This window comes from Halomonas sp. ATBC28 (genome assembly GCF_005937175.1).
GTDB classification, from domain to species: Bacteria; Pseudomonadota; Gammaproteobacteria; order Pseudomonadales; family Halomonadaceae; genus Vreelandella; species Vreelandella titanicae.
On the sequence record NZ_VCQL01000003.1, the window covers coordinates 110,961 to 130,532 of the forward strand.

The window sequence follows — 19,572 nt, forward strand, 5'->3', positions numbered from 1 at the left end:
GTGCGAAAGAGGGTGTATTGATAAGCGGATATCTGCTTTTGATTTCCCTTATATTCCGCATAATCTTCTAGATATTTTCTCCCCACCCAAAAAGCCCCTCTTGGTAGCTAAGAGGTGTGGCGGTGATGATGGCTGCTTGGGGCAGGTTGTCGATATGTGCTCTCGGCTGCAGCCAGGGCTGCTCGTCACTGGGTGGCAACCACTCAATACGGTCGCTAAATAGCGCATCATCAATCTCTAACACCAACGGTGCTTCTGCATAGACGAAGTATTTGTTGGCGATAAAAAGAACAGCTTCTTCAACATTCAAATGAACGCAGTCGAGCTTATGATCGTTTCCGCAGCGGGGTACATAGCCAAGTTGCTGAGTTTGATCCCAAATAGTTTTACTAACGACTCTGAATAAGCGCATAAGAGCTCCAGTGGTTTTTTTCCGACTAAGGTAGCCTAAAACCTAAAGTTAACTTGAGGTCAAGTGGCGCTGAAGATGTAATATCAGGTATGGAGTCATGCTGCTGATTGAGCAATGGCTAAGCTAAGCGGCCTGCTGATTTTAGAACTGATTTATTAAGAAGAGCGCGATACTGCACAGCGCACATTGAGTTTGGGCTTTGCTGTACAGTATCTCATTCCAACATCAGCTTTTAATGCTTCAGTTCTTCCTCTATCAGTTCTTTGGCCAAACGTTTCGCCCCTGCAAAGTCCGCTTTTCCAGAGCCAAGGTGAGGGATGGTCTCTACCGTAAACCAATGGCTGGGGATCATCATGGGTGGCGTACCGTTAGCGAGCATAGTGGCCTTGATGGTTTTGGCGTCTAACGCTGTTTCTGAAAGCAGCACAATGCGCTCGCCCTTGCGGCTATCGGGAATACTCACTGCCATCAGCGCGGTGTCTGTATCCTCCAGAGCCGCCTTAACCGCCGTTTCAACGGCACTGAGACTGATCATTTCACCGCCTATTTTGGCAAAGCGAGCGTAGCGGTCAAGCAGGGTTAAGAAGCCATCTTCATCGAGAAAGCCTTTATCCCCTGTTATGTACCAGCGGTGGCCATCGATCACGTGGAGCGCCTTGGCCGTGCGGTTGGGGTCATTGAGATAGCCCTGCATTATTTGCGGGCCGCTAATCAATATCATACCGGCCTCACCGGTCGGCAGCTCTTCAAAGCTGTCAGGGTCGACGATTTTGAAGCTGGTGCCGGGCAAAGGCATACCGACGGTGCCTGCTTTGCTGCCCCGCTGCACCTGTTGATAGTGAACGCCCATGGCGTCGGGCAGATTCACTGAGGCGACTGGGGCGATTTCCGTGGCACCGTAGCCTTCATAAATAGGCTTGTGGAATTTCAGCGCAAAGCTGCTACGCACGTTTTCGTCGAGCTTCTCGGCTCCGGCAACCACCACCCTCAAGCTCTCCAGCATTAACGGATGCACCTTTGAGCTGCGTATAAACAGTCTTAAAAAGCTGGAGGTGCCGAACATGATAGTGGCTTTGTGCTTGGCAATAGCGCCCGCAATGCCGGGGGCATCGGTGGGGTCGGCGTGGCACACCAACGGCAGCCCTTCAATCAGCGGTAGCAGCTGGGTGACCGTAAGGCCAAAGGCGTGGAACAGCGGCAGTGAGCCCATTACAACGTCGTTGCTCTGGGTGTTGAGCACGTCAGAGGTCTGCTTGATATTGGCCATCAGGTTGCGGTGGCTCAACATCACGCCCTTGGGTTCGCCTTCACTTCCGCTGGAGAACAGGATGGCGGCGGTGGCGTCGGCATCGTGGCCGTGGCAGAAGCAGCGCTGTAGCAGCCAAGTCGGCAGTATTCTCACCGCCAGCCAGATACTCAAGCGTTCGCCACGGCCAATCGTGGCCTGCAGGTCTTCTAAAAGAACCACCTGCTTCTCGCGAAGCAATTGGCTAACGTCGAGCCCGCGCTGCTCGAGCTTCTTCACAAAGCGCTGTGAGGTGAAGACGGTAGCGATTTCCGCCTGGGAAAGGGCAGAGGTCAGCGCCTCGTGGTCGGCGGTGTAATTAAGATTCACCACCGTTTTACCCGCTAGCAGCGTCGCCATATTGGCGATAACCCCGGCGCTGCTGGTAGGTAGCAGTAGGCCAACGTTCTGCCCTGGGTTGAGCTTGCGAATACGCTTTGCCATCAGCAGGCTGGCAGTGAGCGCTTGGCTTGCGCTGAGTGGGCGGCCCAGCGTATCGGCCAGGGCAAGCTCGCTAGGGCGGCGCTTAACGCTTTGAATCCAGGCGTTAGGCAGGCTCGGGAGCTCGCCCATGGCCCGCTGCCAAGAGCGGGTAGCCTGCTCAAAAATACGTCGTTTTAGCACATCGGCGGGGGTGTCCTTGGGCAGCGGCTTGCCAAAGGCGACCACTACCGAGCGGTGCAGAGGCGCATTGCGCAGCTCTTTAAGCTTGCTGGAAGATCGGGAGAACTGGCTGCCCCACAGGCCTCGCAGGTAGAAGGGCACAATTTTGACGTCTGGATTTGCCATGTCACAGGCACGCTCGTAACCGCGGCGGAATTCGCCCAGTTGACCAGTGCGGCTGATCGCCCCTTCAGGAAACAGGCACACCACTTCGCCTGCGTTGAGCTGTTCAGCAACACCGGCTAGGGCCTTTTCGGCACCGCTGCCACGCTCGATGGGAATACAGCCCAAGGCTTTGAAGAACCAGCGCAGGTACCAACGCTGGTAAACCGATCTGAGCATCACGAAACGCACCGGTCGAGGGCTGGCGATCTGTACCATGGCCCAATCCACCCAACTGATATGGTTGCCCAATAGCAGCACGCCGCCCTGGGCGGGCAGGTTCTGTAAGCCATGGACGTCTACGCGATAGCGGCGTGTCAGCAGGAAGCTCAACAGAAAGCGCACCAAGCTTTGGGGTAGCTTAACAATGGTGTAACCACCGCCCACCATGGCCACGGTAGCGATAAGTAGCAGCAGGTAGTGGCTATTCACTCCCGCCAACGCGAACAGCGCTGTGAGCACCAAAAAGCCCAGCATGGCGATGTTTTGAATCCAGTTGTTGGCGGCCAGTACGGTGCCTAGCTCGTTGTCGGCGGCGTGAAACTGAATCAGCGCATTGAGCGGCACGATGAACAGCCCACCCATGATGCCGATGAACACAAAGTTCAGCGCTTGGCCAACGGGTGTGGTCAACAGCGGCAAGCACCATAAACCCACGGCCACCCCAATAGCGCCTACGGGGATCAAGCCGGTTTCAATACGGTTGTGGGAAAGTTTGCTGGCGAATAGCGAGCCAAGTGCAATTCCGATGCCGCTAGCGGCGAGAATTCCCTGAAGCACTAAGGTGTTATCGATACTCAGGGCATCTTTGGCATAAGCAGGAAAGGCCGCCAGCAGCACTTGGCCCACTGACCAAAAGGTGGCAAGGCCGATAATGGAGAGCCTGATGACAGGCTGGCGAGCGATAATCCTCAGGTTGTCTTTCAAGGCAGCACCCTTGATGTAGCGCTGCCAGGTCAGCGGTATATCTGACCGAGTGGTGTTATCAAGCGGAAGGCGGTAAAGCGCCACCACCTGGATGGCGCTATTGAGCACCAGCAGCCAGCCCAGAGGGGCTATTTGGCGCAACAGCTGCGCTGGGGTTTGATCATCAGGGGTAATCCAGGTTTCAAACAGCGCGGTAAACGCCACGGTGCCCGCCAGAATGGCTCCAATCGTGACGGCCTGGATCAGCCCGTTGGCTTCCGCCAAGCGCGGCTTGCCGAATAGCCCTTTTACCAGGCCGTATTTGGCCGGTGAGTAAAAGGCTGATTGAATCGCCAGCAGCAGCGTCATGGAAAAAGCCAACCAGAACCAGCCCTGGTAGTAAGCGGCGGTGATGCCCAGTGAGACCACGACGGCGGCCCAGGCCGATGTACGCAGAATGCGTACCTTGGGGTAGCTGTCAGCTACATGGCCCGCCGGGCTGAACAGTAAAATAAACGGCAGCAGGATAAGTCCATTGACCAGTGCGGTGAGCACGACCTGTGCTTCGCCATCGTAACTTTTGAAGATCGTGTTCTGAATGACGATCTTGTGGCCCAGATCCACAAAGGCATTGAGGAAAATAGCGATCAAATAGGGCAAAGCGCCCTTCAAGTGCAGTAGTCGATGCATCGTTGTTTAGCCTTCTTAATCCCTGGAAGTCGTAGCACTTTCTCTGTGAGGCTTACTGGTTGCAACTCATTTGCACAAAGTTGTGTTATGGGTGCTGGTTGGTATCGTTATTTGCTACTTTTATGTTGTCTGTTCTTTCATTTCACTGATGAGATTTCAATGTCCCAAGCCGATTCGCTGATTGAAACGCTAAAGCGCCAGCTCCGCGCTCAGGGTAAAACCTATGCCGATGTCGCTCAGTGGTTGGCGCTGAGCGAGGCCTCCGTGAAGCGCCTGTTCGCAGAAAAGCACTTTACGCTATCGCGGCTAGAGTGCATCTGCGACCAGCTAAATATCGAATTCGCTGAACTGGTGCAGACCATGCAAGCGGACGAGCAGCGTTTGCAGGAGCTAACCCATGGCCAAGAGCAGAGTATTGTGGATGACCGTGAGCTGTTTCTGGTGGCTGTCTGCGTCATCAATGGCTATAGCTTCGACGAAATTCATCACCAGTATCAGCTAAGTGAAGCAGAGTGTATCCGGCAGTTACTGAAGCTTGAGCGGCTTACGCTGATAGAGCTACTTCCCGATAACCGGATCCGGCGGCGGGTCGCTGCTAATTTCCGCTGGCGAGCGGATGGGCCAATCCAGCGTTTCTTTCAGCAGCATATCGCTAACGAGTTTTTCCGTTCCCGTTTTGATAGTGACAGCGAAAAACTCATTGTCCTTAACGGACTATTATCCCCTGCGGGAAATGCTGAATGGCAGCAGACCATGCAACGCTTGGCGAAAGAGTTTCATGCGCTATGCGAACGAGAGAGTGGGCTACCCATTCATCAGCGGTTTGGCACGACCTCGGTGCTGGCGGTACGGCAGTGGCAGTATGGGCTGTTCCAAGGCTATAAGCGTGAGGGTTAAGTAAGAAGGTAGATGAAATAAAGGTTGAGACTGCCACCGCTATAGTGATGTATCACGAAAGCTGGCAGCTTCGTGCTCAAGCCACTCCGTGAATCGAGCTACCGCCGGTGGCGCTTCTCCATTACTAGGTAGAATCAGTTCGTAGGCGAATGGAGAAGCGAGAGGATACTGCTCCGCAAAAGGGCGTACCAATACACCGCTCGCTAGCCGGTCAGCCACCAGTGGGTAGCTGGCGAGTACCACGCCTTGCCCGGCAATGGCCTGATCGAGAGCCAAGCTGTAAAGCGAGTATTGCCGCTGGTTGGGCATCTTGGTTAGCGCTACCCCAGCGCTTTTAAACCAATCGCTCCAGCTTGGAATGGGGTGGCCTGCGTGGCTGCACCAATCCACGGTGAGCAGTGTCTGTGCCAGCAAATCGTCGGGGGTTTGCATGTTTGCCTGCGCTAATAGAGAGGGCGAACAAACCGGAAATAACGTGTCTTCAAACAGGCGTAGGCTGGTGACACCGGGCCAAGGGCCCTGGCCATAGCGCAATGATAAGCGTGCCCTGTTGGGCAACCACAGCGGTGGCGTTAAGCGCGCCTCGGCATCCAGAGAGATTTCTATTTGCCGTTCATTAGCTTCAAAGCGGGGTAAGCGGGGGAGTAGCCAGAGTTGTAGAAAGGAGGGCGGTGCACTCAGTAACAATCGAAAAGCCTCTTCTGAGCGCTCGGTGACGTTCTGTACACCGCTGGCGATGCGCAAAAGGCCTGCCTGCACATCTTCAGCCAGTACCCGGCCTGCTTCGGTAACGCATACCCCATTGGCATGACGCTCAAACAGCACCACGCCTAAGTGGCCTTCCAACTGTTTGACCTGTCGGCTAACGGCGCCAGGCGTCACCCCGAGGCGATAAGCGGCGGCTTTGAAGCTATTTTCTCGCACGGCCTCGGCAAACGCGCGCAATGCATTCAGCGGTAGCCTTTCTATTCTCATAGCGTGAGTTTTCCTAAGCCTAGGGCCGATAAGTAATCGTTTGTATGCAATGACGCTTACTGCTGCAATGGGCACCTATATGTTATAGGAGCCCGCAATGAGTAATCAAAGAATAGCCTCCACCAACCACACTGTCTGCATGGTTGGTCGATCGCAGCGAAAGTCAGTGGACGCAGCGGCAGCATCGTTGATGCTGCTATTTTGCCTAGTGTTGGGTTTTCAGCAGGTGGCGATCAAGGGTGTGGCTGAGGATATCTCACCCGTGGTGCAGATGGCCCTGCGCTCGGCTTTGGCGGTGTGTCTGGTCGGCGGGCTGGCTTATTGGCGCGGTATTCGCTGGGCGGATGTGGGGCATCATTGGGGCCCTGGGTTGCTGGTGGGCCTGGGATTTGCGGCTGAGTTCGCTTTTATCGCCTGGGGATTAACCTATACCTTGGCGTCCCACATGTCGGTGTTTCTGTATACTGCGCCCATCTTCGCTGCCCTGGGTTTGCATCTTTGGGTACCTGGCGAGCAGCTCTCCATTCGCCAGTGGTGGGGCGTTGGCTTGGCATTTCTGGGAATGGTGGTTGCCATGGCGCCAAGCGGTGCTTACAGCACCGAGATTCTTATTGGGGATACGCTGGGCTTGCTCGCTGGCCTCTCATGGGCGGCCACGACCGTCGTGATCCGCAAGACTTCGCTTTCTGAGGCGCCAGCAGAGCTCACTCTGAGCTATCAACTGAGCGTGACGGCGTTGTTGCTCCTGCCGGTGGCGGCTATATCCGGGCAGCTAATGAGCGCGCAGTTTACCCCAATGGCGTTAGCCAGCCTTGGTTTTCAGACGCTGATCATTTCGTTTGCTGCGCTGCTGTTATGGTTTACCTTGCTGCGCCGCTACCGCGCTTCGCAGTTAGGCGTGTTTTCTTTCTTGGCGCCGCTTTTCGGTATTCTGTTTGGTACACTGCTGCTCAATGAGCCGCTGAGTATTAATTTTATAATTGGCGGTGGCGTTATTTTAGTTGGCATCATTCTGGTGACTCGCTAAACGCATGCACCCATCTACCTTTGCGAAGACACCGATATGAGCATCACCCCTTTTCAAGCACTGGCGTGCCCGCTAGACGGAAAACCACTCAGTTGGTCGGATAGTGTTTGGCGATGCTCTGATGGTCACAGCTTTGATATTGCTAAGCAGGGCTACGTTAATTTACTACCTGTGCAGCAAAAGCGTTCCCACGATCCGGGTGATAGCAAGGCGATGGTAGCTGCTCGCCAGCGTTTTCTTAACGCGGGGTACTATCAACCCATTGCGGAGGCAGCCAGTCATGCTGTGTTGGGCCATGCCGAGGTTCAAAAGGCAGACAGACTGCCTTTTAGCTGCCTGGATGCGGGCTGCGGTGAAGGTTATTACCTTCGCCAATTAGCTGACGCGGCGACTAACGCGCAGCCACTTTCACTGATGGGGCTGGATATCTCTAAATGGGCGGTATTGGCCGCAGCAAAACAGGATGCTAAGCAGGCACCGCTAAGCAGCTGGGTCGTGGGGAGTAATGCACACTTGCCGGTGCAGACGGGAACGTTGGATAGCGTGCTGTGTCTGTTTGGCTTTCCAGTGGTAAGCGAGTTTGCTCGTGTGTTGAAAACCGGTGGCGTACTACTGCAGGTTGAAGCGGGGCCTAATCACTTGAGGGAGCTGCGGGAGATTATCTACCCCACGTTAAAAGCTGAGCGTGTGAGTGAGACGGTAGTGCCCGATGGCTTTATTCACCATGGCAGCGAGAGGGTAAGCTACTCAATTGCACTAAACGGAAGTGAGGAAATTGCCGATCTGTTGGCGATGACGCCGCATCTTTACCGAACTAGCTCTGAGGGGCGTGATCGCGCAGCGGCACTTGAGGTGCTGGTGGTGACGGTGGATGTGCGAATAGTGATGTACATGCGAATATAGAAGGGTAGTGCAAACGCAGCTTCCCTTTAGTCTGCTCTAAACGCGCAGTTTTAATATGCCCAAACGCAACAAGGCCCGCATAAGCGGGCCTTGTTATCCGAACCTTAGAAGGTTCGAGCAAATTCTTAAGCGCTAGGGCTTAGGAAATTTGCTTGATGTTTGAAGCTTGGAGGCCTTTCTTACCCTGGGTAACGTCAAAAGAAACGTTAGCGCCTTCTTGCAGGGTTTTGAAGCCGTCTGCTTGAATTTCAGAGAAATGGGCAAACAGGTCATCGCCGCCGTCAGAAGGAGCAATAAAACCGAAGCCTTTAGTATCGTTGAACCACTTAACTGTGCCAGTAGACATAGTAAAAATCCTTTCGCGCAAAGCGCTTTGTAAAGTTCCTGGTATCACCCAGATTAATAGCGGATAAAACAAGGAATACAATTACAGTCTTGCCGAAAGATTTTGTACACGTCTATCTCGTACATTTCTAAATCTTTTTCGTACACTTCTGAAACCATGCTTGCTTGCTAACCAACTGGCGCTACATTGTCATGAATTGTAGCGCGTGTCAAAGCCTTTCTGGATTGTCTTGCCTATGGGGCGCAGTGAGAGCCTCTATTAGAGGTGGTCGCTGGAAAATAGTGATAATGCCAGCGACCATCAGGGCACGTTTCCAGTAAATGGGAAGCTTGTTTTCTTACATGAATATCGCTCGTGCTAATGTTTACGTTTGGCCAAAAGCTCGGACAGCACCTGACGCGCAGTTAGTGACTCGCCGTAGGCCGTACGACGATATCGCTGGTATCCACGTCATCGGGCTGGTTGATGGCATGCGCAATGGCGGAGGCGATCGCTTCGGGCTTGAGGGCAATTTGGCGGAAAAGGTCGATTGCCTTTGCGGTTTCAGAGTCGGTGATGGTATTGGCCAGCTCTGATTCCACTACCCCGGGGTAGACACAGGTCACGCGTATCTTGTCGGTTTCCTGACGTAGCCCATCGGAAATAGCGCGCACCGCATATTTAGTGGCGCAATAGACTGCTGCGGTGGGCATAACAGTGAGGCCACCGATGGAGGAGATGTTGATCACCTGGCCACTTTCCTGGGCCTGCATAGTAGGCAGAACAGCGGCGATACCATTGAGTACGCCGCGAATGTTGACATCGATCATGCGGTTCCACTCATCTACTTTGAGCGCTGCCAAAGGCGATAGGGGCATGACGCCCGCGTTGTTGACGATGACATCTATGCGGCCGTGGGTTTTGATCGCGAAATCCGCAAACGCCTGCATGTCTTTAAGGTCGGTGACATCCAGCGCCTGGAAATCCACGCTGCCGCCCTCTTCGCGAAGGGAGTGGGTCAATGCTTCCAACCGATCAGTTCGGCGTGCGCCAATAATCAAACGGTGCCCTTGACCTGCAAGCCAGCGAGCAGTGGCTTCACCGATGCCGCTGCTGGCACCGGTCAGTAAAACGACTTTGGAAGATGGGGTTGTTAAAGCAGTCATTGGATAATCCTAAGGGTGGTGGGTACCCAGAGAAGATTAAGCTGCTGCGGCTGGCATCTGTATAGGCGATCCTATTGCATGCTTGCCTAATCCTATTTGTTTGTTAAAGGTGGGCGGCGAGGCAAGCAACACAGCATGTATATTGCTCTTATGGTGTTATTGGCTCTTAGGGTTGATTCAGGTGCGGCACGCATGACCAAGGTGGTTAACATGACACTGAAGAGCGATTCTGTGGTTTACAGCAATATCGTCGAATGCTTATACCAACTCGCACCACACGAGGGGTATACCCAGTCGCTATTGGACGGCGTACGCTTTATGCGTTCCAATCGCCCGCTTAAAAACACCTCTGTGCTCTACGAGCCGAGTATCGTCATCATCTGCCAAGGCCGAAAGCGTGGCTATTTGGGAGATGAGGTGTATATCTACGATGCGCAGCGCTATTTGGTGCTATCAGTACCCTTGCCGTTTACTTCGGAAACAGAAGCCAGCCCTGACGAGCCAATGCTGGGTATTGCTATCCGCCTGGATGCGGTGGTAATCGCCGAATTGGTGACGATGTTGGAGGCGTCAGGCGAGTATGGGTTTGAGGCGCCGCGCGGCATGCTTTCAAGCCCGCTGGAAGAGCCGCTGGCAGATGCGACATTACGTTTATTGAATGCGCTTACCTCACCAACGGATGCGCATATTCTTGCCCCTCTTATTGTCAGGGAGATCTGCTATCGGGTATTGACGGGAGAGCAGGGCGGTAGTGTTCGAACAGCGCTCTCCCATTATGGGCAATTTGGTAAAATTGCTAAGGCGCTCAACCGTATTCATGCTAACTATGCCGATGCGCTGGAAGTAGCAAGCCTGGCGAATGAAGCTGGCATGAGTGCGCCAGCCTTTCACGTACACTTCAAGGCGGTCACCCAGACCTCACCTATCCAGTACATTAAATCCACCCGCTTGCACCATGCTAGGCTGTTAATGATACGTGATGGGTTGACGGCTGCCGCGGCCGCTAGCCGAGTGGGCTATGAAAGCCCCTCCCAGTTTAGTCGTGAATTCAAGCGCTTCTTTGGCCGCCCACCAGCGGAGGAGGTGCGCACCATGAAGGCAAGCCTTGATTTATTGCCGCCTACTCACCTGGTAGATATCGCTGTGCCACACTAATAGAGTGTGATGTACGCTTATCAAATTAGACCTACCAACTTCTTCAAATCTGTAGGGACGCAAATGACTCGTATATGGAAGGCCTATGCTCAGGCATCGTTGATTTTACGCGTCACTGTTGCGCTTGTTCTGGGCGTTGTCGTTGGGCTTATTGGTGGTGAGACAGTGGCTGTCTGGCTAGCGCCGCTGGGTGACCTGCTGCTACGGCTGCTTACTTTTCTGATTGTCCCCATTGTACTGTTTACGCTGATGGTGGGGGTGAATCAGTCCCGGGAGGGAAGAGCTGGCCGCGTGGGCGGCAAGGTGTTTGGTTATTACCTTACCTCTTCAGCGCTGGCGATCATGGTGGGCTTAGCGGTTGCCACGTTGTTTAGTCCCGGCAGCGGTATGACGTTGGATGAGAGTGCCAGTTTCTCGGTGCCCGAGAATCCAGGCGTTGTCGATACGCTGCTGAATATAGTGCCGGATAATATTATTGGTGCGTTTGCCGAACTCAACATGTTGGGCATTATTTTTACGGCGCTGGTGTTTGGCATTGCGCTGCTAAAAATGCGCCAGTCGGAGCGCCAGCATGCCATGGGGGAACGCCTTTATGGGGTGATTGAAGCGCTAAATGAGGTCACTCTAAAAGTAATGTCGGGGGTATTGCACTACGTGCCCATCGGCGTGTTTGCGATTGTCGCCGAAACGGTGAGTCAGCAGGGACTGGAAACGCTACTCTCACTAGGTGATATGGTGGTTGTACTTTATATCGCCCTGGCAACTCAACTGCTGATTTATTGCGGCATCATGCGGCTGTTTGGCGTGAAGCTGCGCACCTTTTTTCGCGAAGCCCGTACGCCCATGGCCACGGCGTTTGCCACCCAAAGCAGCTCGGGTACGTTACCGCTAACGGTTAATGCTGCCCACCGCTTAGGAATTCCCAAAAGCATCTATGGTTTTAGTCTGCCGTTAGGGGCTACTTTAAATATGGATGGGGCGGCGATTCGTATCGCCATCTCGGCGGTGTTTGCCGCCAACGTGATTGGTGCACCGCTGGATTTCATCAGCATGGTGCAAATAGTGTTGATCGGCACGCTAGTGTCGGTGGGCACGGCAGGGGTGCCGGGGGCCGGTATCATAATGATTGCCACGGTGTTTGCTCAGGTGGGCCTGCCAATTGAAACCGTCGCGTTGCTCACCGCTATCGATGCACTGGTGGGAATGGGGTGTACTGCGCTGAACGTGACAGGCGACTTGGTCGGCACCTCCGTGATAGCCCGTAGTGAAGGCGAGGAGTTGCAAGAGGAGCCCGTCGAAGACGCGGGCTTGGCAGTAAGAGGGTAGTGCGTTTATCTCCCCCCTGAGAACGACTTAGGGGGGAGATCGCGTTAACCAATCATAAAGCCGCGACCCACGGGGTCTCTCTCATCAATCAGCCATTTGGCATAACCGATCAGTTCAGCGGTACCTTGCACGCTTGGACGAATGGCAGAATAACCACCAATTTCGGTTTCACCCAATATTTTGCCCGTGAAACGGCCGCTTCCCAGCAGGCCTTCCGAGTAGATTTCCTTGTTCTCTTCCAGTTCATTTCGTGCGTGAAACATGGCCATCATGGCGCTGGTTCCAGTGCCACCAGGCGAGCGATCCAGCTTGCCGCCTGAGAACACATGGACGTTGCGGTAAAGTGAATCTGGCTGCGTTCCCTCATGCCAGAACGTAACGAAATTTAGACCATTGATGTGAGCATGTACGGGGTGACGAATCGTCATGCGTTTATTCAATTCTGCCTTGACCGCCTCTCCCGCCATCGAAAAATAACTGCCATTTTCGGGGCAGATGGGTTGCTTGTCAGATGGAATGCGAATGATAGCGAAGAAGTTGCCACCAAATACCAGGTCAGCCTTTAGTGTACCCAGCCCCGGAACGTCAACAGGAATGTCCTGCTCCATCACGAAGGCGGGCACATTTTCAAAGCGAGTCCAATGCACTTTGTCGGCATCGGCTTTGACCTCCGAGACGACGGTGCCAGCGGTAGTTTCAAAACGGATGCGTGTCATGCCGTCTTCTTGTGCTGGTGGCGCCAAGCGGTGAGAAACCATCGCCATGGAAAGGGCTATGGTGCCGTGACCACACATGTCGACGAACTGTTCGCCATCCATCCATAGCATGCCAGCGTCATGATGCTCATCGGAAGGTGGGGTTAGAAAAACACCAAACATGTGCTGGTGGCCGCGGGGCTCACGCATCAGGCTAGTGCGGACATGGTCGTGATGCTCTTTCAAATAAGCGCGTTTGGATAGAATGTTGCTGCCATACGGGTAGGGAATGCCAGCATGCACGATGCAGGTTGGCTCGCCTTCCGTATGGGTATAGATAACGTCAAGGAACTGTTGGTTTTTCATGGTTGCTTCTTCCTGTGGGCTGTGCGGTTGGGTTATTAGTCTTGGGTTAAAGACCAAACCAGCGGGGTACGCTCATGACCATGCCAGCAGGCCAGACAATCACGGCGAGCAGCACTGCGAACATCACGGCAATGAACGGTAGGTTGGCGTAGGTAATGCGGATGATATCGACACGTGAAATCACGCTCGTAATAAACAAGGCGGCCCCGACCGGAGGCGTCTGCTGGCCAATACCCCAGCAAAGAATGACCACCATGGCGAACTGGAGAGGGTCTATGCCTAGCAATTGAACACTGGGCAGGAACAGTGGCACCACTATGAACATCATCGCGATGCCATCGAGGAAGGTACCGGCAATAATCAAGACGATGCTCAAAATCAGTAGAAAGCCGATGGGGCCCATATCCAGAGCTGCGATCGGCCCGAGAACTAGCTGCCCGAGACTTTGGTAAGTGAAGGTGTAGCCGAGTGTATGTGCCGCTGCCGTCACAAACATGACCGCACCGGTCAACACGGCACTCTCAACCAGGGCACGATAAAGCGCACGTAGTGAAAGCGAACGATAAAGCACCATACCAGCGAAGATGCCATAAGCGACTGCCACGGCGGAGGCTTCGGTCGGTGTGAAAATGCCGCCGAGGATACCGCCGAGGATGATGACTGGCATTAGCAGGGCCGGGAATGCACTGACCAAGCTACTGCCCAGTTGCCTGATCGAAAATGCAGCTTCGATAGGATATTGGCGTTTCACCGATATCCACCACGCCATCAGCATGAGTCCTATGGCAATGAGGAGCCCTGAGACTAGACCGGCAGCAAATAACGCCCCTGTCGAAAGTCCCATATAGGCACTCAATAATACCATGGGCACGCTGGGAGGAATGATGATGCCAATAGTGGAGGAGGAGGCAGTCACGGCGGCAGTAAAGGGTGCGGAGTAACCCCGTTTGACCATCTGGGGGATCATCACACCGCCCACGGCGGCCGTATCTGACATGGAGGTGCCGCTCATGCCTGCAAAGAACATGGAGGTCAAGATATTGACCGCCGCCAGCCCACCCCGTATGGCCCCCACCATGGAACGAGCCAGATCGACAAGCCGTGCTGAAATACCGCTGTGGTTCATTATCTGGCCCGCTAGAATGAACAGCGGAACAGCCAATAGCGGAAAGGACTCGGTACCTCGGTATAGGCGCTGTACCAGCACGAGCATATCGACACCGGAAAAAGCGAGTACGCCGATAGAAACAAGTGTCAAGGCGAAGGCGATTGGCATGGCCAGCCCAATCAGAGCCAGAAGTGCAAGTAGTATGACGAGTAGAATCATAGCTCTGACTCCTCCAGAGCGGCTCTTCGAGCGGCTTCATAGGGCGGTATCTTTGCCTTGGCGGCAACGACACACTGGCGAACCAATTCCAGCAACATGCCCGCGCCGGAGATAGGCACGGCGGAGTAGAAAAGCCACTGAGGTGCACCTAGCATCAGCGTTGTACGGTTGGAAAAGGTGAGTGTTTGTTCCAAGCCCCACACGATCATGATGACGCAGACCAGCCCTATCAGTGTCTGGTTGATAAAGAACAATACCCATTGACCGCGATAGGGAAGTAAGGCAGCGATAACATCAATACGTAGGTGAGCGCCTTGCCTGAGTGCCAGATAACCGCAGAAAAAGGTAATGTAGACCAGCAGACCCACTAAGACTTCGGCGCTCCACGATAGCGAGGCATTCAGGATGTAGCGCGCAGCCACTGCCGCTATTGCCAGGAGAGTAATGGCAGCCAACAGCAGTGCCGCGACCGCTTCAAAAAAACGATCAAGCATGGTAGTGCTCCCGGGAGTAGCGACGGGCAGGAAGTGCCCGCCGGGAAGTGTGCTCTGTCGTTAGGGGAGGTCGGCGATGCGTTGCACCATGTCACGTGCCTCTTGTGACAGTCCTTCGGTAAAGGAGTCCCATAGAGGTTGAGAGGCTGCTATGAAGGCGTCAGTGTCTACCTCGTTCACTTCCATGCCGTTCTCTTTTACAAGCTCCACGACGCTCTGATCCGCTTGTTCTCCAAAGTTAACCGTTGCCTCGAAGGCCTGTTCGCCACCCTCGAGTAGAGCTTGCTGAACGCTGGCATCAAGATCCTGGAAACGTGACTCGTTCATCAGCAGGAAGCCGACGGTGTAAACATGCCCAGAGAGTGAAAGGTAATCCTGTACTTCGTAAAAGCGGCTGGCCTCTACTTCGACGAGAGGATTTTCTTGGCCATCGAAGACACCGGTCTGAAGGGCGGAGTAAAGTTCTGGATAAGGCAGCGGGGAAGCGTTAGCGCCATAGGCATTAAACATCTCGACACGCTGGCGGCTGCCAGGGGTACGGATTCTTAACCCGTCAAGATCCTCAGGTTTTTCAATGGCATGACTATTGTTGGTAATATGACGGAAACCTCCTTCATAAAAACCGATAACACGGTAGCCTTGCTTTTGAAGCTTGTCTTTTAATTCTTGACCGATTTCACCGCTCAGGACATTGCTCACATGCTCCCTGTCTCGAAATAGATAGGGAAGTGAAAGAATACCCATATCCTCATCAATGGTAGTAATCGGCGTTTCAATAGTGGCGATATCTAACAAGCGTGTATCTATTGCTTCTATATTGCTGACTTGATCGCCAAGTGAACCAGAATGAAAAAGTTTTATGTCGGCACTGTTATTGGTCGCTTCTGCCACGTGTGCGGCTAGGGCATTCAACCCCGCCATCTGGATGCCTTGCTGGCTTCCAATGGTCGCCGCTCGAAGCTCTAGCTCGGCGGCAGCTACCTGGCCTGCCAAACCGAGCCCTAGGGCGAAGGAAGCAATATATCGTACGGAGGAAAGTGCTTTCATGGTGACGCTCCGGAGGTTGTTTTTGCGGGAGTCATGTCACGGACCTTTACGATCACGTGTCTCTAGAGTAGGTCTGCGCCACCATGATTTATAGAATAAAAGAGACAGAAAATTGAATTTTTTGGACGGATTGCGCACGTAGTAACTGTTTGAAAATCATGACAGCAGGCGGCTAACGAAGAGCTACAAACGTTTTTCCTGACGGCGTGACTGGCCTGGGCTACAAGCGAAATGCGCATGAAAGTCTCGGGCGAGGTGAGCGGCATCGGAGAAACCGCAGTCAGCGGCAATATCGGCAATTGAGCTGTCGGTATGGTGGAGTAGCCAGTCTGCATAGCGCAGGCGCATGATTTTGAAGTAGCGCATAGGTGTGATTCCCAGTTCTTGACGAAAGAGTCGATCAAGCTGTCGGGGGCTTAAATTGATCCGCTTGGCCAGGTCACAAGCACTTAGACGGGTATTCAGCGATTGCTCCATGGTGAGTACGGCTACCCGGACTCGCTCATCGCGAATTTCATGGATGGCTTCAAAAAAGTGTGTTTGTGGAGAGTTGGACGTACGCATGCCGTTTAAGATCATGTGACGAACCGCCTGCTGGGCCTTCTCGGGGCCACATGTGCGATGAATCAGGTGCAGGGCCATATCCGTTGCACCTGACGAGCCTGCACAAGTGATTACCCTGGCGGATTCCAGAAATATTCGATCGGGAGTGGCATCGATTTTGGGAAACTGTTGGCGAAAATCATTGATTACGTTCCAGTGCACACATACCCGTTGGCCTCTCAGCAGGCCTGCACGGGCAATGGCAAATGTGCCAGTACATACACCGACAAGTTTCACTCCTTTGCTATGCGCTTCCTTGAGATATTGACTCAGTGCCTGATCTTCGTGGGGATTGAGATAGTCATTACCACCACAAACGGCAATATGAGTGAATTCACCCGGTTCACGATATGGTGTTTGTGGGTGGGCCTCCAAGCCGCAGCTGGAGGTGATTGGGCCGGGCCCCATGATCTGCCAGCTACAGTGGATTTGCCTGCTTCGGCCACCCTTGTCGGCAGCCAAGCGCAATGAATCGATGAACCCTGCAAAGGCATTCATGGTAAATAGCGGGAGTAGGATAAATCCGACGCGCAGAGGCGGTTGATGGCCCAATGGCATAGGGGCGAGGCTCTTGATGGTGAGTGGGCACGACTCCTTAGAGTATGCCCTGAGCCAGCCTAAGGTGCCATGGCCGGACTTTACGCATATCCATACGCATAGTGGTCATCGATAACGATCCCATTTGAACCCAAACAGGCGCCCCTACATAGAGACGCCTGTTTAGTTAAAGCAATCTACTGCTCTCGGGTATCAGTGCTTCAATATCACATAAAACGCATGAATAATGCCCGGTACGAAGCCAAATAGCGTTAGAATAATATTCAGCCAGAAATGCCCTTTAAAACCGACCTCAAAAAATACGCCGAGTGGGGGAAGTATTACGGCAAAAATCATCTTGATTGGATCAGTCGCTGTAAACGCCATGAAGCCTCCTTTGCTTTCATTGGTGTAACTTGTACAAGTGTAGGCACGATCAACTTATTTATCCATGCCTTGGCTAATTTCCTGTGACTGGCCAAGTAGGCAATCGTTCAATTCCGCCATTTATTTCCGCTCTACGCTGTTTGGGAGGGACTCCGTGTTCATCAAAGTGCCATTAAAAGTAACCACCACGTCTTTTTGTTTATTAAGCTGTCTTGGCGCAGGCCAAAGCTGGGCGCAAGAGAGCCCGACAACTGATAACACGCTAGCCACACTGCAAGTCACAGCGCCACGACTATCGCGAGAGCTTTACGCCACGCCCGCTGCGGTTTCAACGCTCGACCGTGAGGCGATTGCTCAGGGACAGCAGCGCACACGGCTGGATGAGGCGTTAGTGCGAGTGCCTGGCATGTTTTTGCAAAACCGCGATAACTTTGCCCAAGGCCAGCGAATCTCCATTCGCGGCTTCGGCGCTCGGGCGCCGTTTGGCGTTCGCGGTATTACCGTGATGGTGGATGGCATTCCGTATACGTTACCCGATGGCCAGGCACAGTTAGATGCCATTGATCTGGACAGCGCTGAGCGCATCGAAGTTATCCGCGGGCCCTCTTCGGTACTTTACGGCAACGCGGCGGGTGGGGTAATTGATGTGACCACCGCCGATGGCCGCGATAACCCTGGCTCAAGCGTGCGAACCGAGGTGGGCAGTGATGGCTACCGTAAGGCGGTCGTACAAACCGGTGGAGCCCAGGGTGATTGGTCGCACCATGTGAGCTTTTCGGCACTCAATGTGGATGGTTATCGGGAACAGAGCTCTACGGAGAAATACCTGCTGAATGCCAAACTGCGCCGAGAGTTAGGCAGTGATCGGGCGTTAACCGCGATTATCAACCTGCTTGAAAATCCCCGTTCCGAAGACCCTGGCGCGCTGAACGCGCGTGAAGTGGCCAGTGGCCGTGATCAAGCAGCGCCAAACTCATTGGCGTTGGATGCAGGACAGAACGTAGATCAGCAGCTTCTTGGCTTACAGTACGAAGATTTATCCGCCGGCCCTGGTGAGTTCTATTTAAAAGGCTTTGTTGCGCAGCGTGATTTTGAGCAGCAGCTACCCTACGTGGGCGATAGCCGTATCGGCTACCAGCGTGATTATCTGGGCGCGAGTGCTGAGTATCATCATGAAGTCAGCTTGGGCAGCCTGCCGCTGAGCTATATCACCGGTGTCGATGTGGCGCGTCAAGACGACGAGCGCTTTCGTAATGCGGTAAATGGCCAAGGTGTGGTCGGCGAGCAGTTGGCGGAAGAGACCCAAACGGCGACCTCCGCTGGGGTATTTGCCCAGGGCGATTTAGCGCTGACCGAGCAGGTAACGCTCTCGCTTGGCGCACGCTTTGACCGAGTGGAGCTAGAAGTAGATGATCGCTATCAGGACGATGGCGATCAAAGCGGTGACCAGACCTTCAATGAGTGGAGCGGTTCGGCGGGGTTAAGTTACCGTTATCGTCCGCAGCATCAAGCCTATATCAATACTGGTACGGCGTTTGAAACGCCTACGTTCTCCGAGTTTGCCAATCCGGCGGGCGGTGGTTTTAACCCGTCGGTGTCGCCGCAAAAAGCCTGGAATCGTGAAGTGGGGCTGCGGGGCTACGTTGAACCACTGGCCATGGATTACGATCTGGCGCTATTTTCGGTGCGCGTGCGTGACGAGCTCGTGCCGTATGATGACGGCGGTCGCACCTTCTACCAAAACGCAGGCGACACCGACCGCGACGGTATCGAGCTGGCGCTGGGCTGGCAGTTGGCCGACCAATGGCGGTTGAATAGCGCCGTTACGCTGGCGAGCTATGAGTTTGATCAATTTGCTACACCAACTGAAAGCTTTGGCGGGAATCGCATTCCTGGCCTGCCCGAGCAAACCTGGGTCAATCAACTCACTTGGCAGGGTCTGGATGAGCGCTTTGCCACGCTGGAAACCCAGTACGTGGGCGATATGGTGGCGGACAACGCCAATGAGACAGAAGTCGATAGCTACTGGCTAGTGAACCTGCGGGTGGGTGATGGTTGGCAGTTGGGAAGCGATACACGGCTAAATGCGTATGTGGGCGTGCGCAATCTCTTAGATGAAGAGCACTACGCCAACGTGCGCTTGAACGGCACCTTTGGTCGCTTCTATGAACCTGCTCCGGGGCGCAGTGTGTATGGCGGTTTAGAAGTACGCTTTTAAGTCGAA

Annotated in this window: 17 protein-coding genes; 6 read left to right on the forward strand and 11 right to left on the reverse strand. The window is 53.9% G+C overall.

The annotated features are described in order from the left end of the window. Positions 1 to 67: 67 nt before the first annotated feature. Together E0L35_RS04195 and E0L35_RS04200 are read right to left on the reverse strand one after the other, a co-directional pair. The gene (locus E0L35_RS04195; RefSeq protein WP_138799703.1) at positions 68 to 412 is read right to left on the reverse strand and encodes a DUF952 domain-containing protein; all 345 of its coding nucleotides are present in this window, start codon (positions 410 to 412) and stop codon (positions 68 to 70) included. 232 nt (positions 413 to 644) lie between these two features. Further along, on the reverse strand, positions 645 to 4,118 hold the full coding sequence (locus tag E0L35_RS04200) for an acyl-[ACP]--phospholipid O-acyltransferase (protein ID WP_138799704.1): 3,474 nt from the start codon (positions 4,116 to 4,118) through the stop codon (positions 645 to 647). 159 nt (positions 4,119 to 4,277) lie between these two features. Between E0L35_RS04200 and E0L35_RS04205 the strand changes: the two genes are divergently transcribed. After that, positions 4,278 to 5,015 carry a helix-turn-helix transcriptional regulator gene (locus E0L35_RS04205; RefSeq protein WP_138799705.1) on the forward strand — a complete coding sequence of 246 codons (738 nt, stop codon included), beginning with the start codon at positions 4,278 to 4,280 and terminating at the stop codon, positions 5,013 to 5,015. Between the two features lie 39 nt (positions 5,016 to 5,054). On the opposite strand, the gene E0L35_RS04210 is transcribed toward E0L35_RS04205, so the two are convergent. Beyond that, positions 5,055 to 5,990, reverse strand: a complete 936-nt coding sequence (locus E0L35_RS04210; protein WP_138799706.1) for a LysR substrate-binding domain-containing protein — start codon at positions 5,988 to 5,990, stop codon at positions 5,055 to 5,057. 97 nt (positions 5,991 to 6,087) lie between these two features. On the opposite strand from E0L35_RS04210, the gene E0L35_RS04215 reads away from it, so the two are divergent. Together E0L35_RS04215 and E0L35_RS04220 are read left to right on the forward strand one after the other, a co-directional pair. Next, a complete protein-coding gene (locus E0L35_RS04215) occupies positions 6,088 to 7,017 on the forward strand; it encodes a DMT family transporter (protein ID WP_138799707.1) in 930 nt (309 codons plus the stop codon). A 36-nt stretch (positions 7,018 to 7,053) separates the two neighbouring features. After that, positions 7,054 to 7,920: a putative RNA methyltransferase gene (locus tag E0L35_RS04220; RefSeq protein WP_138799708.1), complete on the forward strand. Its 867-nt coding sequence runs from the start codon at positions 7,054 to 7,056 to the stop codon at positions 7,918 to 7,920. 139 nt (positions 7,921 to 8,059) lie between these two features. Here the strand turns inward: E0L35_RS04220 and E0L35_RS04225 are convergent, their stop codons facing one another. Both E0L35_RS04225 and E0L35_RS04230 read right to left on the reverse strand, forming a co-directional pair. After that, positions 8,060 to 8,266, reverse strand: a complete 207-nt coding sequence (locus tag E0L35_RS04225; protein WP_007111402.1) for a cold-shock protein — start codon at positions 8,264 to 8,266, stop codon at positions 8,060 to 8,062. 404 nt (positions 8,267 to 8,670) lie between these two features. Beyond that, complete coding sequence (locus E0L35_RS04230) at positions 8,671 to 9,411, reverse strand: SDR family oxidoreductase (protein WP_022523629.1); 741 nt, start codon at positions 9,409 to 9,411, stop codon at positions 8,671 to 8,673. 210 nt (positions 9,412 to 9,621) lie between these two features. Here E0L35_RS04230 and E0L35_RS04235 point away from each other — a divergent pair, with 210 nt between their 5' ends. Then, positions 9,622 to 10,566 (forward strand): AraC family transcriptional regulator, encoded by a 945-nt coding sequence (locus E0L35_RS04235; protein ID WP_138799709.1) that lies wholly within the window; start codon positions 9,622 to 9,624, stop codon positions 10,564 to 10,566. A gap of 63 nt (positions 10,567 to 10,629) precedes the next feature. After that, a complete protein-coding gene (locus tag E0L35_RS04240) occupies positions 10,630 to 11,892 on the forward strand; it encodes a dicarboxylate/amino acid:cation symporter (RefSeq protein ID WP_138799710.1) in 1,263 nt (420 codons plus the stop codon). Between the two features lie 44 nt (positions 11,893 to 11,936). Here the strand turns inward: E0L35_RS04240 and E0L35_RS04245 are convergent, their stop codons facing one another. The 6 genes from E0L35_RS04245 to E0L35_RS04270 form a co-directional block, all read right to left on the reverse strand. Next, positions 11,937 to 12,953 carry a proline racemase family protein gene (locus E0L35_RS04245; RefSeq protein ID WP_138799711.1) on the reverse strand — a complete coding sequence of 339 codons (1,017 nt, stop codon included), beginning with the start codon at positions 12,951 to 12,953 and terminating at the stop codon, positions 11,937 to 11,939. 46 nt (positions 12,954 to 12,999) lie between these two features. Next, positions 13,000 to 14,280, reverse strand: a complete 1,281-nt coding sequence (locus E0L35_RS04250) for a TRAP transporter large permease (protein WP_138799712.1) — start codon at positions 14,278 to 14,280, stop codon at positions 13,000 to 13,002. After that, a complete protein-coding gene (locus E0L35_RS04255) occupies positions 14,277 to 14,774 on the reverse strand; it encodes a TRAP transporter small permease (RefSeq protein WP_022523624.1) in 498 nt (165 codons plus the stop codon). Before E0L35_RS04255 ends, E0L35_RS04250 begins: the two co-directional genes overlap by 4 nt. A 60-nt stretch (positions 14,775 to 14,834) precedes the next feature. Continuing rightward, positions 14,835 to 15,821: a TRAP transporter substrate-binding protein gene (locus E0L35_RS04260; protein ID WP_022523623.1), complete on the reverse strand. Its 987-nt coding sequence runs from the start codon at positions 15,819 to 15,821 to the stop codon at positions 14,835 to 14,837. Between the two features lie 183 nt (positions 15,822 to 16,004). Continuing rightward, complete coding sequence (locus E0L35_RS04265; RefSeq protein ID WP_022523622.1) at positions 16,005 to 16,982, reverse strand: GlxA family transcriptional regulator; 978 nt, start codon at positions 16,980 to 16,982, stop codon at positions 16,005 to 16,007. A 192-nt stretch (positions 16,983 to 17,174) separates the two neighbouring features. Beyond that, positions 17,175 to 17,348 carry a YqaE/Pmp3 family membrane protein gene (locus E0L35_RS04270; protein WP_009722289.1) on the reverse strand — a complete coding sequence of 58 codons (174 nt, stop codon included), beginning with the start codon at positions 17,346 to 17,348 and terminating at the stop codon, positions 17,175 to 17,177. 154 nt (positions 17,349 to 17,502) lie between these two features. On the opposite strand from E0L35_RS04270, the gene E0L35_RS04275 reads away from it, so the two are divergent. Further along, a complete protein-coding gene (locus tag E0L35_RS04275; protein WP_138799713.1) occupies positions 17,503 to 19,566 on the forward strand; it encodes a TonB-dependent receptor in 2,064 nt (687 codons plus the stop codon). Positions 19,567 to 19,572: the final 6 nt, after the last annotated feature.

Bases quoted from the DNA above. Each gene is read 5' to 3' on its own strand.
- E0L35_RS04195 (WP_138799703.1), bottom strand. From the start codon at position 412: ATGCGCTTATTCAGAGTCGTTAGTAAAACTATTTGGGATCAAACTCAG.
- E0L35_RS04200 (WP_138799704.1), bottom strand. From the start codon at position 4,118: ATGCATCGACTACTGCACTTGAAGGGCGCTTTGCCCTATTTGATCGCT.
- E0L35_RS04205 (WP_138799705.1), top strand. From the start codon at position 4,278: ATGTCCCAAGCCGATTCGCTGATTGAAACGCTAAAGCGCCAGCTCCGC.
- E0L35_RS04210 (WP_138799706.1), bottom strand. From the start codon at position 5,990: ATGAGAATAGAAAGGCTACCGCTGAATGCATTGCGCGCGTTTGCCGAG.
- E0L35_RS04215 (WP_138799707.1), top strand. From the start codon at position 6,088: ATGAGTAATCAAAGAATAGCCTCCACCAACCACACTGTCTGCATGGTT.
- E0L35_RS04220 (WP_138799708.1), top strand. From the start codon at position 7,054: ATGAGCATCACCCCTTTTCAAGCACTGGCGTGCCCGCTAGACGGAAAA.
- E0L35_RS04225 (WP_007111402.1), bottom strand. From the start codon at position 8,266: ATGTCTACTGGCACAGTTAAGTGGTTCAACGATACTAAAGGCTTCGGT.
- E0L35_RS04230 (WP_022523629.1), bottom strand. From the start codon at position 9,411: ATGACTGCTTTAACAACCCCATCTTCCAAAGTCGTTTTACTGACCGGT.
- E0L35_RS04235 (WP_138799709.1), top strand. From the start codon at position 9,622: ATGACACTGAAGAGCGATTCTGTGGTTTACAGCAATATCGTCGAATGC.
- E0L35_RS04240 (WP_138799710.1), top strand. From the start codon at position 10,630: ATGACTCGTATATGGAAGGCCTATGCTCAGGCATCGTTGATTTTACGC.
- E0L35_RS04245 (WP_138799711.1), bottom strand. From the start codon at position 12,953: ATGAAAAACCAACAGTTCCTTGACGTTATCTATACCCATACGGAAGGC.
- E0L35_RS04250 (WP_138799712.1), bottom strand. From the start codon at position 14,280: ATGATTCTACTCGTCATACTACTTGCACTTCTGGCTCTGATTGGGCTG.
- E0L35_RS04255 (WP_022523624.1), bottom strand. From the start codon at position 14,774: ATGCTTGATCGTTTTTTTGAAGCGGTCGCGGCACTGCTGTTGGCTGCC.
- E0L35_RS04260 (WP_022523623.1), bottom strand. From the start codon at position 15,821: ATGAAAGCACTTTCCTCCGTACGATATATTGCTTCCTTCGCCCTAGGG.
- E0L35_RS04265 (WP_022523622.1), bottom strand. From the start codon at position 16,982: ATGCCATTGGGCCATCAACCGCCTCTGCGCGTCGGATTTATCCTACTC.
- E0L35_RS04270 (WP_009722289.1), bottom strand. From the start codon at position 17,348: ATGGCGTTTACAGCGACTGATCCAATCAAGATGATTTTTGCCGTAATA.